Genomic DNA, 17,402 nt, shown 5'->3' on the forward strand with positions numbered 1-17,402 from the left:
GGGCTGAAATATTGGAGGTTTTGCGGGTTTTTTTGACGGAGTGGTCAACTGAGGGGCGCGCCACAAATTCATGCTTGGGAAGAACCCTGTGGTGAGGGGATTTATCCCCGACGGGGCGCGCAGCGGCCCCAAAAAGCCAAGGCCTGCTGCGCAGTCCATCGGGGATAAATCCCCTCACCACAAAGGCCATCCCACAGGTTTCAGATCAGCCTCAAGAGCCGTGAGTACGGGTCAAAAGGCTTATTCCAGACTGCTCTAGCACCAAAGTATTAATGCCATTTAACCAAGGCCCCATTGCAGGGCATCAACTAGCGTGTGTCAGGAATAGAACGGTTTTGTAATGACCGTCGCAGTCTTGATTCGCGTGTCGAATAAGCCGCTGCTTGTCCACGCCGTCAAGGAAGAATCTGGCCATACAAGGAGTAGCCCGTGGAAGCAAGGTTTGGTGTCGCCCTCGTCTCGCGTTTTTCCCCTCTTTCCCTTGCTGTGCATTTGAGCGTCGCCGGACTGTTGTTCGGCGGGGTGAGCGCGCCTGCGCTGGCCACGTGCTCCACGGCCGGTTCAATCGTGACGTGTACGGGTGTGCCGCCATTGCCACTGGTTCCCAACGACTTCGCCAGTGCCACTAACAATCTGACGGTCAACGTCAACAGCGGCGCGCAGATGAATGCGACCCTTGGCGGCCATGTGATGGATTTGACCGGGGTCAACATCACCCTGAACAACTTCGGCACGATCGACCCGGCAGTCCTCGGTCTGGTCTCGGTTTTGAGTGGCGGGGCATTCATCGGCAGTGGCGCTACCAGCACGGTCAGCGTGCTCAACAACGCTGGCGCGATCATGCGGGGCACCGGGATGTTACTGGGGCTCAACCTGACCAGCATCGACGGCCTGGCCCTTTCGGTTAACAACGCGGCAAACGGCACCACCAGCATCACCAACAACGGCACCATCACCTCGACCGGACTCTCGATCGGCGGCATCACGTTGGCGGATACCCCGGTGATCGGCGTCTATGGTGGTTCGCAAGTCAACATGACCAACAGCAACACCGGCGTCATCAACGGCCGGATCGCGTTCGAAACGTCGGCGGCGGGCAACACCTTCTCTAACTCCGGTGCGATTACCGGTGGTGTGTCGATGGGCGCGGCGAGCACCAACACCTTCACCGCGGTGACCGGCTCCAGCGTCAACGTTGGTGACGGTATACAGATCAGCGTCGGCCTCGGCGGTTTGATCGGCATCAACCTGACCTTCGCGCCAACCGGCACGGTCGATGGCGGTGCGGGCGGCACCAACAGCCTGATCCTGCAAAACCCGGCCGGCGTCGGCGGCGGTATCACCGGGACTGGCACGGCATCGAGCGCCACCTACGTCAACTTCAACAATCTGACGATCAACAGCGGCACCTGGACGTTGCAGGGGCCATTGGTCAGCGGCGCGACCACGCTCAATGGCGGTATCGCGAACTTCAATAACAACGCCACGTTCGGCAGCGGTGTGCTCACCTCCAATGGCGGGATTCTGCAGGCCAGCAATGCCGGGTTGAATATCAGCAATCTGATTTCCCTCGGTGCTGGCGGCGTCACGGTACAAGGCGGCAATGCCACCACCCTGAGCGGGGTGATTTCCGGCAGCGGCGGTTTCACCAAGGCCGGTACCGGCCAACTTAACCTCGGCGCCGCCAACACCTATCTGGGCAACACCACGCTCAATGGCGGCACGGTGCAGTTGGGCAACAATCAGGCGTTCAGCACCGGCACCCTCAACGTCACCGGCGCGACGACCCTGAGCGCACCGGGCACCATCAATCTGGCAAACGCCATCAGCCTCGGCGGCACATTGACCGCCGGTGGCACCGGTGCGCTGACCCTCAGCGGTTTGATCAGCGGCAGCAGCGGCTTGACCAAAACCGGCACCGGCAGCCTGACCCTCAGCGGCGCCAACAGCGGTTTCACCGGCACCACCACCCTCAGCGCCGGCAGCCTGCTGGTGACCAACAACGACTCGCTGGGCAGCGGCGCGCTGAACACCGCCGCCGGCACCAGCCTCGACAGCACCGCCAACGTCACGCTGGCCAATAACATCGGCATGACCGGCGCGCTTAACGTGCTCGGCAGCAATGCCCTGACCCTCGGCGGCGTGTTGAGCGGAACCGGCGGCATCACCAAATCCGGGACTGCCAGCCTGACCCTGACTGGCAACAACACCAACAGCGGCAACACGCTGCTCAATGCCGGCACCTTGTTCGTTGGCAGCAACACCGCGCTGGGCACCGGCGCCCTGAACGCGGCAGCGGGCACTGTGCTGGATGCGACCGCCGCGGTGACACTGGCCAATGCCGTCGCCCTGGCAGGCGGCGTGACCATCGGCGGCACCCAGGCATTAGGCTTGAGCGGCGTCGTCAGCGGCGCCGGCAACCTGATTAAGAGCGGCACGGCGAACCTAAGCCTAAGCGGCAACAACACCTTCTCCGGCGGCACTGCGCTCAACGCCGGCACATTGATTGTCGGCTCCAACACCGCGCTGGGCACGGGCGCGTTGACCACCGCAGCGGGCACCACTCTCGATGCCAGCACGGCGGTCGCACTGACCAACGCAGTTTCGCTGGGCGGCAATCTGAACGTCGGCGGCAGCGCCAACCTGACCCTCGGCGGCATCGTCAGCGGCAGTGGCGGGCTGACCAAAAACGGCGCGGCCAATCTCATTCTCAATGGTGCCAACACCTTCCTCGGTGCCATTGCGCTGAACGCCGGCACGATTACCGCAGGCGCCAACGCGGCGCTGGGCAGCGGCAATATCACCGTGGGCGGCGTAGCCACACTCGACAGCAATGCAGCGGTAACGCTGAACAATGCGATCACTCTCAACAACAGCCTGGGGATCGGTGGCAGCAACGCGTTGACCCTCGGCGGCGTGATCAGCGGCGCCAGCCAACTGGTGAAAAACGGCGCCGCGAATCTCACGCTTAACGGCAGCAACACCTACAGCGGCGGCACCACGCTGAATGCCGGCAGCCTGACCGTTGGCAACGGCGCAGCACTGGGCACCGGCGCCTTGTCGGTAGAAGGCGCGGGCACCCTCAACAGCAGCGCTGCCGCCACCCTGAACAACAACGTGATTCTCAACGCCAACCTCACCGCGGGCGGCGCCAACGCGCTGACCCTCGGCGGGGTGATCAGTGGCGGCAACGGCCTGATCAAAACCGGCGCTTCGAGCCTGACCCTCAACGGCAACAACACCTACACCGGCACCACGGCGCTGAATGCCGGTTCACTGATCGTCGGCTCCAGCACCGCACTCGGCACCGGCACACTGAACGCCTCGAACGGCACCACACTCGATGCCAGCACCGCCGCGACCCTGGCCAACAACGTCAACCTCGCCGGCACCCTGACCCTGGGCGGCAGCAATGCGCTGACCCTCGGCGGCGTGGTCGCCGGTATCGGTGGATTGACCAAGAACGGCGCTGCCGACCTGATCCTCAACGGCAACAACACTTATTTTGGCAACACCGTGTTGAACACCGGCAAACTGACCGTCGGCAGTAACACCGCGCTGGGCTCCGGCACATTAAACGCGGCGGCCAACACTTCGCTGGACGCCAACACGGCCGTCAGCCTCAACAACGCAGTGGCGCTCGCCGGTGCCTTGAACATCGGCGGCACGGCGGACATGACGCTCACTGGTCTGGTCAGCGGCGCCGGCAGTCTGGTGAAAGACGGTGCGGCCAATCTGATTCTCAACGCCGCCAACAACTACCTCGGCGGCACCACGCTGAATGCCGGCACCTTGACCGTCGGCAACAGCTCGGCGCTCGGCTCCGGGGCATTGACTGTCGCTGGCGCGGCAACGCTGGACAGCAACTCGCCGCTGGTCAGCCTCAACAACGCGGTTGCTTTGAATGCTGCGCTGACCGTGGGTGGCACGCAGAACCTCACCCTCGGCGGCGTCACCAGTGGCACAGGTTCACTAATCAAAAACGGCGCCGCTAACCTGACCCTCAACGGCAACAACACTTTCAGCGGCGGCACCACACTGAATAGCGGCACGCTGACCCTGGGCAATGCCAACGGTCTGGGCAGTGGCGCGTTGATTGTCGGTGGCGCGGCGACGTTGGATAACAGCGCCTCGTTCGGCATCGGTAACGCGATCACGTTGAACGCCGGGCTGACGGTTGCTGGCAACAACGATTTGAGTTTGAACGGCATCATCGACGGCGCTGGCAGCCTGACCAAAAACGGTCTGTCGGATCTGACCCTCGCTGGAAGCAACACCTTTACTGGTGCGCTGAATATCGTCTCCGGCAGCGTCACCACGCTCAATACCAATGCGCTGGGCAGCACTTCCGGGGTCAACATCAGCGCCGGCGCCGGGCTGAATCTGGGCAGTGATGCCAGCCTCGGCGCGCTGACCGGTAGCGGCAGTGTGCAACTGACCGGCAGTAACACCCTGACCGTTGGCGCCGGCAACGTCACCAGCACGTTCGACGGCGATCTCAGCGGTAGCGGCGGCCTGGTCAAAGTCGGCACCGGCACCTTGAACCTCACCGGGATCAACGGCATTACCGGCAACACCGCGATCGATGGCGGCATCGTTGATCTCAGCGGTTCGCTGGGCAGTGCACAGGTCAACGTCAACACCGGTGGCACGCTCACCGGCACTGGTTCAGCGCTTGGTAGCGTCAACGTCAACAGCGGCGGTCATCTGGCGTTGTCGTCGGGCAACCAGCTGTCCGCCGGTGCGCTGACCCTCGGTGCGGGCAGCAATGTCGATGTGGCGCTAGGCACACCGTCGACCACGTCGCTGATGAACGTCGGCGGCAACCTCACCCTCGACGGCAATCTCAACGTCACTGACGCGGGTGGTTTCGGCGTCGGTGTGTATCGCCTGTTCAATTACACCGGCGCCCTGACCAATCTCGGTCTGGATGTCGCCGGTGTGCCTGTGGGTTATGGCCTCGGCGATTTGGTGGTGCAGACTGGCGTGGCCAATCAGATCAACATTCAAGTGTCGGCGCCGAACTCCAATATCCGCTATTGGGACGGCAGCCAGACCATTGCCAACGGTGTGGTCGACGGTGGCAGCGGCACGTGGAATGCGGTCGGCACCAACTGGACCGACGCCAATGGCCTGGTCAACCAGCCGTGGGCCGGCGACTTCGCGGTGTTCCAGGGCACGGCCGGCACCGTGACGGTCAACGGCACGCAAGCGTTCACCGGCATGCAATTCCTCACCGATGGCTACAACGTGGTCAACGGTGCGGCGGGGCAACTGACCGCAGTCAACGGCAGCGGTGGCACCACTTCGTTGCGCGTCGATCCGGGCGTGACCGCGACCATCAATGCCAATATCGACGGCAGCGGCATCCTCAATAAACTCGACAGCGGCACGCTGGTTCTGGGCGGTGCCAACACTTATACCGGCGGCACGCAACTCGATGGCGGCAAAATTATCGTCGGCAGCAACACCGCGCTGGGCACCGGCACATTGACGGCGAATGCCGGCACGCAACTGGACAGCAACGCGGCGGTGACGCTGGCCAACGCTGCGACACTGAATGGCAACCTCACCGTGGTCGGCAGCAATGCGCTGACCCTCAATGGCGTGATTGGCGGCACTGGCGGCCTGATCAAAACCGGCGCGGCGAACCTGACCCTTGGCGGCAATAACGCCTTCCTTGGGCCGGTAGCGCTTAACGCTGGCGGGCTGGTTCTGGCGTCGAACTCGGCGCTCGGTTCGGGCACTTTGAATGCGGCGGGCGGTACTACGCTGGATGCGAGCACGGCAGTGTCGCTGAACAACGCGGTCAACCTGGCCGGCAATCTCGGCATCGTCGGCACGGCGGATCTGACGCTGGCCGGCACGGTCAACGGCGCGGGCAGCCTGAGTAAAAATGGCGCGTCGAACCTGACCCTCAGCGGCAACAACAACTTCCTCGGCGGCACCACTCTCAATGCCGGCACCCTGACCGCCGGCAGCAACTCGGCGCTGGGTCTGGGCAACCTCACCGTCGCCGGTGCCTCGGCGCTGGACAGCAACAGCGCGCTGAGCCTGGGCAATAACGTCGTGCTCAACGCCAACCTGAGCAACACCGGCAGCAACAACCTGACGCTGGCGGGTGTAGTCAGCGGCGCGGGCGGACTGATCAAGGACGGCGCGTCTAATTTGACCCTCAATGGCATCAACACTTTCACCGGCGGCACCACGCTGAACGCCGGTACGCTGACCCTTGGTACCGGCGGATCTCTGGGCAGCGGCGTGCTGACCGTGGCCGGTGCTTCGACCCTCGACAACTCGGCGCCACTGGTGCTGGCCAACAACCTCAACGTCAACGCGAATCTGGCGCTGGCCGGTAACAACAACCTGACCCTCGGCGGCGTGATTGCCGGCGCCGGCACGCTGACCAAAAACGGTCTGGCCGACGTGACTTTGAGCGGCAACAACACCTTCAGCGGCACCTTCGATGTGGCGTCCGGCAGCATGACCACGCTGAGTGGTGCGGCGCTGGGCAACAACGCCACGGTCAATCTCGCGGGTGGCGCGGCGCTGAATCTCGGTGCTTCGGGTAGCCTCGCCAGCCTCACCGGCAGCGGTACTGCGCTGATCGGCACCGGCAATACGCTGAGCCTCGGCGGCAATAACGTCAGCAGCACCTTCGCCGGCATTCTCAGCGGTGACGGCGGGCTGAGCAAACTCGGCACCGGCACGTTGACCCTCAGCGGCATCAGCGATCTGACCGGCGACACCAACGTCAACGCCGGTACCTTGCAGGTCGACGGTTCGCTGGCCAGCGGCAATGTGCTGGTCAACAACGGCGGCACCCTCGGCGGCAGCGGCACCTTGACCGGAGCCTTGACGGTGGCCGATGGCGGTCATCTGGCGGGCGTCACCGGCAGTACGCTGAACGTAAATTCGCTGGTGCTCAACGGCAACTCCAACTTCGACGTCGGCCTCGGCACACCGGTCTCCGGTGGCGGCAATGCGCTGGTCAATGTCGGCGGCAACCTGACCCTCGACGGCACCCTCAACGTCAGCGACATCGGTGGTTTCGGCAGCGGCGTGTATCGCCTGATCGACTACACCGGCGGCCTGACCGATAACGGCATGCTGATCGGCACCGTGCCGGGCAGCGTCACCCCCGGCGATTTGACCCTGCAAACCGCGCTGGCCAACCAGATCAATCTGCTGGTGACCGCGCCGGGCGTCACCGTGCAGTTCTGGGACGGCAATCAATTGGTTGCCAACGGTTCGGTCGAAGGAGGCAACGGTACTTGGGGCACAGGCACCACCAACTGGACGGACGTCAACGGCACGACCAATCAGGCCTGGACCAACAACTTCGCAGTGTTCCAGGGCGCGGCGGGCACGGTCACGGTCAACGGCGCGCAAACCGTCACCGGGCTGCAATTTGTCACCGACGGCTACAGCCTGCAAAACGGCACGGCTGGTTCGCTGAATCTGGTCAACGGCTCCTTGGGCAACGCCACTGTGCGTGTTGACCCGAACGCCACCGCGACCATCGGCGTAGCGCTCAACGGCGCCGGCACGCTGGGTAAATACGACACCGGTACGCTGGTGCTCAACGCGGCCAACGGTTACACCGGCGGCACGGCGCTTAACGGCGGCAAGATTGTCGTGGGCAACGATGCGGCGCTCGGCACAGGCGTCTTGACCGCCGCCGACGGCACTGTGCTGGACAGCAACGCGGACATCAGCCTCGCCAACGATGTGCTGCTCAACGGTGGTTTTAACATCGCTGGCAGCAACGCCTTGACCCTCGGCGGCATCATTGCCGGCGCTGGCACGTTGACCAAGAACGGTCTGGCCGACCTGACCCTGAGCGGTTCGAACACCTTCAGCGGCACCTTCGATGTGGCTTCCGGCAGCCTGACCACGCTGAGTGCAGGCGCGCTGGGCAACGATGCCACAGTGAATCTCGCGGGTGGCGCGGCGTTGAATCTTGGCGCCTCGGGCAGCCTTGCCAGCCTCACCGGCAGCGGCACTGCGTTGATCGGTACTGGCAATACGCTGAGCCTCGGCGGCAACAACGTCAGCAGCACCTTCGCCGGCATTCTCAGCGGTGACGGCGGGCTGAGCAAACTCGGCACCGGCACGCTGACTCTCAGCGGCATCAATGACCTGACCGGCGATACCAACGTCAACGCCGGTACCTTGCAGGTCAACGGTTCGCTGGCCAGCGGCAATGTGCTGGTCAACAACGGCGGCACCCTCGGCGGCAGCGGCACGTTGACCGGAGCCGTGACGGTGGCCGATGGCGGTCATCTGGGGGGCGTCACCGGCAGTACGCTGAACGTGGGTTCGCTGGTGCTCAACGGCAACTCCAACTTCGACGTTGGCCTCGGCACACCGGTCTCCGGCGGCGGCAATGCGCTGGTCAATGTCGGCGGTAACCTGACTCTCGACGGCAATCTTAATGTCAGCGACATCGGCGGTTTTGGCAGTGGCGTGTATCGCCTTATCAACTACACCGGCGGCCTGACCGACAACGGCATGCTGATCGGCACCGTGCCGGGCAGCGTCACCCCCGGCGATTTGACCCTGCAAACCGCGCTGGCCAACCAGATCAATCTGCTGGTGACCGCGCCGGGCGTCACCGTGCAGTTCTGGGACGGTAATCAATTGATTGCCAACGGTTCGGTCGAAGGAGGCAGCGGTACTTGGGGCACTGGCACCACCAACTGGACGGACGTCAACGGCACGACCAATCAGGCCTGGACCAACAACTTCGCAGTGTTCCAGGGCGCGGCGGGCACAGTTACGGTCAACGGCGCGCAAACCGTCACCGGGCTGCAATTTGTCACCGACGGCTACAGCCTGCAAAACGGCACGGCTGGTTCGCTGAATCTGGTCAACGGCTCCTTGGGCAACGCCACTGTGCGTGTTGACCCGAACGCCACCGCGACCATCGGCGTAGCGCTCAACGGCGCCGGCACGCTGGGTAAATACGACACCGGTACGCTGGTGCTCAACGCGGCCAACGGTTACACCGGCGGCACGGCGCTTAACGGCGGCAAGATTGTCGTGGGCAACGACGCAGCGCTCGGCACGGGCGTATTGACCGCCGCCGACGGCACCGCGCTGGACAGCAACGCGGACATCAGCCTCGCCAACGATGTGCTGCTCAACGGTGGCTTGAATATCGCCGGCAGCAACGCCTTGACCCTCGACGGTGATGTCAGCGGCAGCGGCAGTCTGATCAAGTCTGGCACTTCGAGCCTGACCCTCAACGGCAACAACACTTACAGCGGTGGCACGCAACTCGCCGACGGTTCGCTGGTGCTGGGCAATAACAGCGCCATCAGCAGCGGTGCCTTGAGTGTGACCGGCAACGGCACTCTCGACAGCACCTCGGCGCTGCAACTGGCCAATGCGATCAACCTCGGTGCGCAACTGACCCTGGCCGGTAACCAGGACACCACGCTGCTCGGCGCGATCACCGGCACCGGCAGTCTGCTGAAAAACGGCGCGGCTGATCTGACGCTCAGCGGCGCCAACACTTACAGCGGTGGCACCACGTTGAATGGCGGCAACACCTTCGGCGACACCAGCAGCCTGCAAGGTGCGATCGTCAACAACGCGACGCTGACCTTCGAACAAAACGCCGATGGCAGCTACACCGGCAACCTCACCGGCACCGGCACGCTGAACAAAACCGGCACCGGCCAATTGCTGCTCACCGGCAACAACGGCTTCACCGGCAACACCTCGGTGCAGGCGGGCAACCTGAGCGTCAACGGCGTGCTCAACAGCGCCAACGTCGCGGTGGCCAGCGGTGCCAGTGTTGGCGGCAGCGGCACGCTCGCTGGCAACGTGCAACTGGCCGACGGCGCGACATTGCTTGGTGGCGGCGCAGCGGCGCCATTGTCGGTTGGTGCGCTGAGCTTGTCCTCGGGCACTAACCTGGACTTCAGCCTGGGTTCGGCGGCGAGTTCCACCACCGTGGTCAATGTCGCCGGCAATCTGACCCTCGACGGTACGCTGAACATCAGCAACGCCGGCGGCTTCGGCACTGGCGTCTATCAACTGTTCAGCTACGGCGGCAGCCTGACCGACAACGGTCTGGTCTATGGCAGCCTGCCGGTGCCGGTCGACAACCTGACGCTGCAAACCGCGATTCCCAACCAGATCAACCTGCTGGTGCAAAACGCCCCGGGTGAAGTGCAGTTCTGGAACGGCGGCAAAACCAATCCGGACGGCACCATCGGTGGCGGTAGCGGCGTGTGGGGCCCGGACACCAACTGGACTGACCCGACCGGTACTCAGGCGCAAGGTTCGACCGGTCAATTCGCGGTGTTTGGCGGCACGGGTGGCACGGTCACCGTGGTCGGCAATCAGCAATTCACCGGCATTCAGTTCCTTGCCAACGGCTACAACCTGACACCGGGTGCGGGCGGCACGCTGACCCCGGTCAACGGTGCTGACGGCAGCCTCGCACCGGTGCGGGTCAATGCCGGGGCGAGCACCGAAATCGCCGTGCCGCTGGTGGGCACCGGGGGTATCGAGAAACTGGATTCCGGCACGTTGATTCTCAGTGGCGCGAATACTTACAGCGGTGGCACCACCATCAGCGGCGGTACGCTGATCGGTAATACCACCAGCCTGCAAGGCAACATCCTCGACAACGCTGCGTTGGTGTTCCAACAGAATGTTGACGGTCGTTTCAATGGGACACTCAGTGGCAGCGGATCGATTGCCAAGCGTGGTGACGGCACGCTGTTGTTGACCGGTAATCAACCGTTCAGCGGCACGGTGGCGGTGGATCAAGGTGTGCTGCAAGTGGGCAGCCGCGATGCGACGGCTTCGCTCGGTGGCCAGGTGACCGTGGCCAACGGTGCAGGTCTGAGCGGCAACGGCAGCGTCGGCTCGGTTGTCAACCACGGTGTAGTGGCGTCGGGCGGCGAGGCGGGCAATCTGAGTGTTGCCGGCAACCTGACCAACGCCGCAGACGGTGTGCTGGCCCTGACGGTCAACTCGCCAACCGCCACGCCGTTGGCTGTCGGCGGCACGGCGGCACTGGACGGTGGTCTGCAAGTGACAGCACTGGCGCCGTTCACGGGCGCCACCACTTACACGCTGATCACGGCGGGCGGCGGTGTCACTGGCACCTTCAGCGCAGCGGATCTGCCGCAATACGCCTTCCTCAGCACCGCGCTGGTGTATGACGCCAATGCGGTGAACCTGGCGGTCAGCCGCAACGGCAACTCGTTTGCCGATGTCGCCGCCACCGGCAACCAAAGTCGTACTGCTACCGCGCTGGACAACAATGGCCCGGCAGGTGCGGAGTTGCAGAACCAGATCATCAACCTCAGCGTGGCCGGTGCGCGCAATGCCTTCGACAGTCTGTCCGGGGAGATTCATGCCAGCACCGCCAGCGCGATGCTTGAGGATTCGCGTTACGTGCGCGAGGCGGTCAACGATCGCATGCGCCAACCGTCGTGCAGCGCTGCGGATGATCCACGCCGCGCGCTGGCGCCAAGTGACAACCAACTGAGCAGCAACGGTTGCCACGGCGAAATGGTCGGCTGGGCGCGCGCACTCGGCGCCTGGGGTGAATCGGATGGCGACAGCAACAGCGCCAGCCTCGATCGCAACCTCAGCGGCTTCATGCTCGGCACCGACAAGCAACTCGACGATTCGTGGCGCGTGGGCATGGCGGCCGGTTACACCCGCAGCGACCTCGATGCGCATGATCGTCGCTCGGATGCCACCGTCGAAAGCTACCACCTGGCGGCGTACCTCAACTCGCAGTTCGATGCACTGGCGGTGCGCCTCGGCGCGGCGTACAGCTGGCACGACATCGAGACCAAACGCGACGTCAGCGTCGGCAGCTACAACGATCGTCTGGAAGCCAACTACGACGCACGCACTGCGCAGGTGTTCGGTGAAGTCGGTTACACCGTCGAAGCGGCCGGCATCGCGCTGGAGCCGTTCGCCGGTCTGGCGTACGTCAACTACGACAGCGACAAGGCCAAGGAAAAAGGCGGGGTAGGGCGTCTGAAGGCGGAAGCCGATCAGGACATCACCTTCTCCACCCTCGGCCTGCGCGCCGGCAAAGTCATCACCCTGGCCAACGGCGGGCAATTCACCCCGCGCGCGGCCATCGGCTGGCGCCATGCCTTCGGCGACACCAAACCCGACGCTGACCTGACCTTCATCGACGGCGGCGCCTCGTTCAGCACCCAAGGCGTGCCGATCGCCAAGGACAGCGCGATCGTCGAAGCGGGCGTCGACTTCCAGATCAGCCCGACCGGCAAACTGGGCATTGGTTATTCGGGGCAACTGTCGAATGACAACAATGACCATGCGATGACGGTGAGCTTTAGTCTGGGTTTCTGATTAGGGTTGAAGCTCCTGTTTAACCGCCCGAAAGGGCGGTTTTTTTTTGCTTTGCGCGATGGGCTGACCAAGTTGTTTTGGTGATGATGTCGTTGGATATGAAGAACTACTGCATATATAAACACCCTGTAAGATCTGACAGTTGTGGTAGATGTCGGAATGGTTTTAGATAACTCCAGTTGTCCCGGTGGTTAATATAAATGGAGTTTTATTATGATCCGAAATCAAAATGGCGCAAACACGAATATTTCCATTTCAGTACCAGTCATGGGGCTGGTGATGGCAACTGTTTTTTATTCGGCCTCCAGTAGTGCGGATGTAGATAATCAGTTATTCAAGCTTGAGCCCGCTATGGAGCGAACGACGATGCAAGCCCGCGCTACGGGCAAGCTGGCGGAGTTACTTGCTGCCTCTACGAGCGCTGAAGTGCGACTGGTAAAGGTCAATCCCTCATTGGTCGCCTCAGGAACTCAAGAGGTTAGTATTCCACTCACAGACGATAAGAGTGTTTCTTATCATCTGAATAAATTTGAAAAGTCGGACAAGGGGCTGGATGTCTGGATAGGTGAGGTTCCGTCTGATCGAAAAAAACGGTTTCCATCTGACGAAGAGGTTGATCTTGATTCTTTAAATTCAGCAACGATCGTGCGTGATGGTGACGAACTCTACGGGACGCTGCGGGTGGCGGGCCAGATTTATACTCTTGAAAAAGTGGAAAATGGACAGCATGTGTTGGTGAAGGTGGACGAGTCGAAATTTGCACCTGAAGGCGAACCCATTGCCTTGAAAGGAGTCGTTGAGCCAGCACAGCCTTTGGGTGCTTCACCAGATACCACGGGCCCCATACGTGTTTTGATTGTGACCACTGTCCAATCCAGAGGTCTTAGCGAGGCGCAAATTGCCAACGCTTTTTCTTCGGCGAATCAAGCTAATGCGGCAACCGGTATTTACGGTACATTTGAGTATGCGGGGCGATATAACTCTAATTATAATGAATCGGGTGCTTCGACTATTGATCTTCCTAATATTCAGAATGTAAACCATGCAACATTGGGCGGGCCAGTAGCGCAATCACGCAATGCACATCGAGCGGATTTGGTGGTGTTGATTACGGAGATTGCAAATGATGTTTGCGGTCTCGGCTACATGTCAGCTAGCTTTGCATCCGCGTTCTCGTTAACGCAGAGAAAGTGTATATCCAATTACACGTTTCATCATGAGTTGGGACATAACATGGGGGCTGCTCATAATTGGGAACCGGGTACTCCTGTGACGAATCCATCGTATGCGAACGGGTATCGTATTCCCGGAAAGTTCAGAACCGTTATGTCTTATGCGTGCCCTACTCAGGCGTGTTCAAGTATTAATCAATGGTCAAATCCGCGTGTTACCTACCAGGGCGTTCCACTGGGGACAGAGCAATATCATGATGTGGCTCGTCGACTTTTTGAGCGTTGGGCAACGGTGCGGGATTTTTATCCTTGACTTGGGAAGATATTGTGTCGTCATAAGTTTGCAGTCTTGCGAACTGAGGAGCGCAGCCTTCCCGCGCGGCCATCGGCTGGCGCCATGCCTTCGGCGACACCAAACCCGACGCTGACCTGACCTTCATCGACGGCGGCGCCTCGTTCAGCACCCAAGGCGTGCCGATCGCCAAGGACAGCGCGATCGTCGAAGCGGGCGTCGACTTCCAGATCAGCCCGACCGGCAAACTGGGCATTGGTTATTCGGGGCAACTGTCGAATGACAACAATGACCATGCGATGACGGTGAGCTTTAGTCTGGGTTTCTGATTATGGTTGAAGCACCTGTTTAACCGCCCGCAAGGGCGGTTTTTTTTCAAGATCAAAAAGATCGCAGCCTTCGGCAGCTCCTACAGTTGGGATTTGCGTTTCCCTGTAAGAGCTGCCGAAGGCTGCGATCTTTTGATTTCTTGGCTGCCCCGTTCGGCTGTCCGCGCTCTGCTAGAATCCGCCCCATTCACTGCCAGAGACATTCCCATGAGCGAGCCGATTCGTCTGACCCAATACAGCCACGGTGCCGGTTGCGGCTGCAAGATTTCCCCGCAGGTGCTGGAGGTGATTCTCGCCGGCAGCGGTGCGCAGAACCTTGATCCGAAACTGTGGGTCGGCAATGCCTCGCGTGATGACGCGGCGGTGTACGAGATCGATGCCGAGCGCGGTGTGGTCTCGACCACCGACTTTTTCATGCCGATCGTCGACGACCCGTTCGACTTCGGCCGCATTGCCGCGACCAACGCGATCAGCGACATCTACGCGATGGGCGGCGATCCGTTGATGGCGATTGCGATCCTCGGCTGGCCGGTCAATGTGCTGGCGCCGGAAGTCGCGCGCGAAGTGATTCGTGGCGGACGCGCGGTGTGCGACGCGGCGGGGATTCCGTTGGCGGGCGGGCATTCGATCGATGCACCAGAGCCGATTTTCGGCCTCGCCGTCACCGGTCTCGTGGAAAAACGCCACATGAAGCGCAACGACACCGCTACCGCCGGTTGCCTGTTGTACCTGACCAAACCGCTGGGGATCGGCATCCTCACCACCGCCGAGAAGAAGGGCAAATTGCGCGCCGCTGACGTCGGCGTGGCCCGTGACTGGATGTGCACGTTGAACAAACCCGGCAGCCGCTTCGGCAAACTCGCCGGCGTCACGGCGATGACCGACGTCACCGGTTTCGGCCTGCTCGGCCACCTGGTTGAAATGGCTGACGGCAGCCAGCTCACGGCGCGCATCGCCTACGACAAGGTGCCGCGTCTGGACAGCGTCGAGTACTACCTCGATCAGGGCTGCGTGCCCGGTGGCACGTTGCGCAATTTCGACAGCTATTCGAGCAAGGTCGGCCGCGTGCAGGAGCTGCACAAACGCGTGCTGTGCGACCCGCAAACCAGCGGCGGTCTGTTGATTGCCGTGACGCCTGAGGGCAATGACGAATTCCTCGCCGTCGCCGCCGAACTGGGTCTGAACCTGGCGCCGATCGGCGAACTGGTTGAGCGACAGACGAACGCAGTCGAGGTGATTTGATGCTCCGCGACTGCACCGACTACCACGATATTTTCCTCAACGACCGGCCGCTGATGGATGCCCGCGCGCCGGTCGAGTTTCACAAAGGCGCGTTTCCCGGCGTGATCAACCTGCCGCTGATGAACGACCTCGAACGGCAGAAGATCGGCACCTGCTACAAGCAACACGGCCAGCAGGCGGCCATCGAGTTGGGCCATCAATTGGTGTCCGGTGCGGTGAAGGCCGAGCGCATCCAGGCCTGGGCCGATTTCGCCCGGGCCCATCCTGAAGGGTTTATCTATTGTTTTCGCGGTGGCCTGCGTTCGCAGATCACTCAGCAGTGGCTGCGTGATGAGGCGGGCATCGACTATCCGCGCGTCGGCGGTGGTTACAAGGCGATGCGCAACTTCCTCATCGACACCACTGAGCAAGCTATCGCGCAATGTGATTTCGTTTTGCTGGGCGGCATGACCGGCACCGGTAAAACCGAAGTGCTGTTGCAGTTGCGCAATGGTCTCGATCTGGAGGGCCACGCCAATCATCGCGGTTCGAGTTTCGGCAAACGCGCCACCGGGCAACCGTCGAACATCGATTTTGAAAACCGTCTGGCCATCGACATCCTCAAAAAGCGTGCTGCCGGCATCAAGCAGTTCGTGCTCGAGGATGAGAGCCGGGTGGTCGGCAGTTGTGCTTTGCCGCTGCCGTTGTATCAGGGCATGCAGCAGTACCCGATGGTCTGGCTGGAAGACAGTTTCGAAGATCGCGTCGAGCGGATCCTGCGTGATTACGTGGTGGATCTGTCGGCGGAATTTGTGGCGCTGCACGGGGAGGAGGGTTTTACCTTGTTCTCGGAGCGGCTGCTGGAAAGCCTGAACAATGTGCAGAAGCGTCTCGGTGGCGAGCGGCATCGGCGCTTGCTGGTGTTGATGGAGGAGGCGCTGATCGAGCAGGGGCGGAGCGGGTCGGTGGATCTGCATCGCGCCTGGATCGAGGGGATGCTGCGCGAGTATTACGACCCGATGTATGTGTTTCAGCGCGAGAAGAAGGGCGGGCGGATCGAGTTTGCCGGTGAGAGCGGGGCGGTGATTGAGTATTTGCGGGGGCGGGTGAGTCAGAAAGGATGAGGTTGGAGCAGCTGGCCCCTTCGCGAGCAAGCTCTGCTCCTACAAGGTTTACGCAAATTCTGTAGGAGCAAAGCTTGCTCGCGAAGAGGCCAGATCAGGCACCACAAAACTCAGGTCGGACAAGTTTCCTTGCCATGATCCAGCCCCTGCTTGTAGCTGTGGCTCTGCAAACTGGCCTTGCCGTTGTGCCAGGTCAACGTCAGTACATACAACGAATCGAAATCGTCGCCCGACCAGTCATCGGTAATGCTCTGCTTACCGCCCACCGCATTGCCCGCGACTTTATTGATCAGTTCCGGCAAGTAACCGTGTGACCAAGCCGTGTAGATCGTCGAGTTGTGATACTTGTCGGCCGTCAGTTCGCGGGCCAGATCGCTGGTGTCATTGGCGGAGAACTCGATGTTCACCGGCAGACCGAGCTTGATCGCCGCCGGGCTGATGGTCATCAGCGGGCGAATGTAGCTGTAAGAGTTGTCCAGCTCGCCTTCCTCGACATTGCGCGTCGGATTGGCGGCAAATACGTAATCGGCCTTGCCGAATTTTTCCGGGAGCAGGGTCGACAGATCAATCGCGCGGTTCAGGCCCTGGCAATTAAGCTGGCCGAGACCACCCTCGGGTTTTTCCGCGTGGCGCAGGAACACCAGGGTCTGCGTACCGTCCGCCGGTTGCGCGCGACTTTCACTGGATTCAAGCGACAGGAACAGCGCACTGACCGCCATCAACGACGGCAGGATCATGTACGCGCGATGTTTGAAATGTTTGGCGAAACGCATAAGGTTCGTCATCAAATAAAAGGTTCTTCAGCATGTCCGGTTAAGGCTGACAAACCTTTACACCGCGGGCTTCCAGCGCCGGGTGTGTTCCCTGTCGTAGTGCGCTTCCATTGCGAAAGGCTTAGCTCAGA

The 17,402-nt window shown here is 61.6% G+C and carries 5 protein-coding genes and 1 pseudogene; 5 read left to right on the forward strand and 1 reads right to left on the reverse strand.

All coding sequences use genetic code 11. The features are described from left to right. Nucleotides 1-429: 429 nt before the first annotated feature. The 5 genes and pseudogenes from ACP3TY_RS07685 to mnmH all read left to right on the forward strand — a co-directional run bounded on the left by ACP3TY_RS07685 (nt 430) and on the right by mnmH (nt 16,498). Complete coding sequence (locus ACP3TY_RS07685; RefSeq protein WP_426619639.1) at nt 430-12,360, forward strand: autotransporter-associated beta strand repeat-containing protein; 11,931 nt, start codon at nt 430-432, stop codon at nt 12,358-12,360. Between the two features lie 213 nt (nt 12,361-12,573). Next, a complete protein-coding gene (locus ACP3TY_RS07690; RefSeq protein WP_426619640.1) occupies nt 12,574-13,845 on the forward strand; it encodes a reprolysin-like metallopeptidase in 1,272 nt (423 codons plus the stop codon). 62 nt (nt 13,846-13,907) lie between these two features. Beyond that, nucleotides 13,908-14,153: pseudogene (locus tag ACP3TY_RS07695) on the forward strand (autotransporter domain-containing protein); the annotation flags it as partial. 207 nt (nt 14,154-14,360) lie between these two features. After that, nucleotides 14,361-15,395, forward strand: a complete 1,035-nt coding sequence (gene selD, locus ACP3TY_RS07700; RefSeq protein ID WP_426619641.1) for a selenide, water dikinase SelD — start codon at nt 14,361-14,363, stop codon at nt 15,393-15,395. Further along, complete coding sequence (gene mnmH, locus ACP3TY_RS07705; RefSeq protein WP_426619642.1) at nt 15,395-16,498, forward strand: tRNA 2-selenouridine(34) synthase MnmH; 1,104 nt, start codon at nt 15,395-15,397, stop codon at nt 16,496-16,498. The genes selD and mnmH overlap by 1 nt, the downstream gene beginning before the upstream one ends. 110 nt (nt 16,499-16,608) lie before the next feature. Here mnmH and ACP3TY_RS07710 read toward each other — a convergent pair whose 3' ends face one another. After that, nucleotides 16,609-17,283, reverse strand: a complete 675-nt coding sequence (locus tag ACP3TY_RS07710) for a hypothetical protein (protein WP_053121884.1) — start codon at nt 17,281-17,283, stop codon at nt 16,609-16,611. Between the last annotated feature and the right edge of the window lie 119 nt (nt 17,284-17,402).

It is taken from the genome of Pseudomonas rustica, assembly GCF_049959085.1.
GTDB classification, from domain to species: Bacteria; Pseudomonadota; Gammaproteobacteria; order Pseudomonadales; family Pseudomonadaceae; genus Aquipseudomonas; species Aquipseudomonas rustica.

What these genes read in the sequence shown, in the direction of transcription:
- ACP3TY_RS07690 (WP_426619640.1), top strand. Translation starts at nt 12,574, where the DNA reads ATGATCCGAAATCAAAATGGCGCAAACACGAATATTTCCATTTCAGTA.
- selD (WP_426619641.1), top strand. Translation starts at nt 14,361, where the DNA reads ATGAGCGAGCCGATTCGTCTGACCCAATACAGCCACGGTGCCGGTTGC.
- mnmH (WP_426619642.1), top strand. Translation starts at nt 15,395, where the DNA reads ATGCTCCGCGACTGCACCGACTACCACGATATTTTCCTCAACGACCGG.
- ACP3TY_RS07710 (WP_053121884.1), bottom strand. Translation starts at nt 17,283, where the DNA reads ATGACGAACCTTATGCGTTTCGCCAAACATTTCAAACATCGCGCGTAC.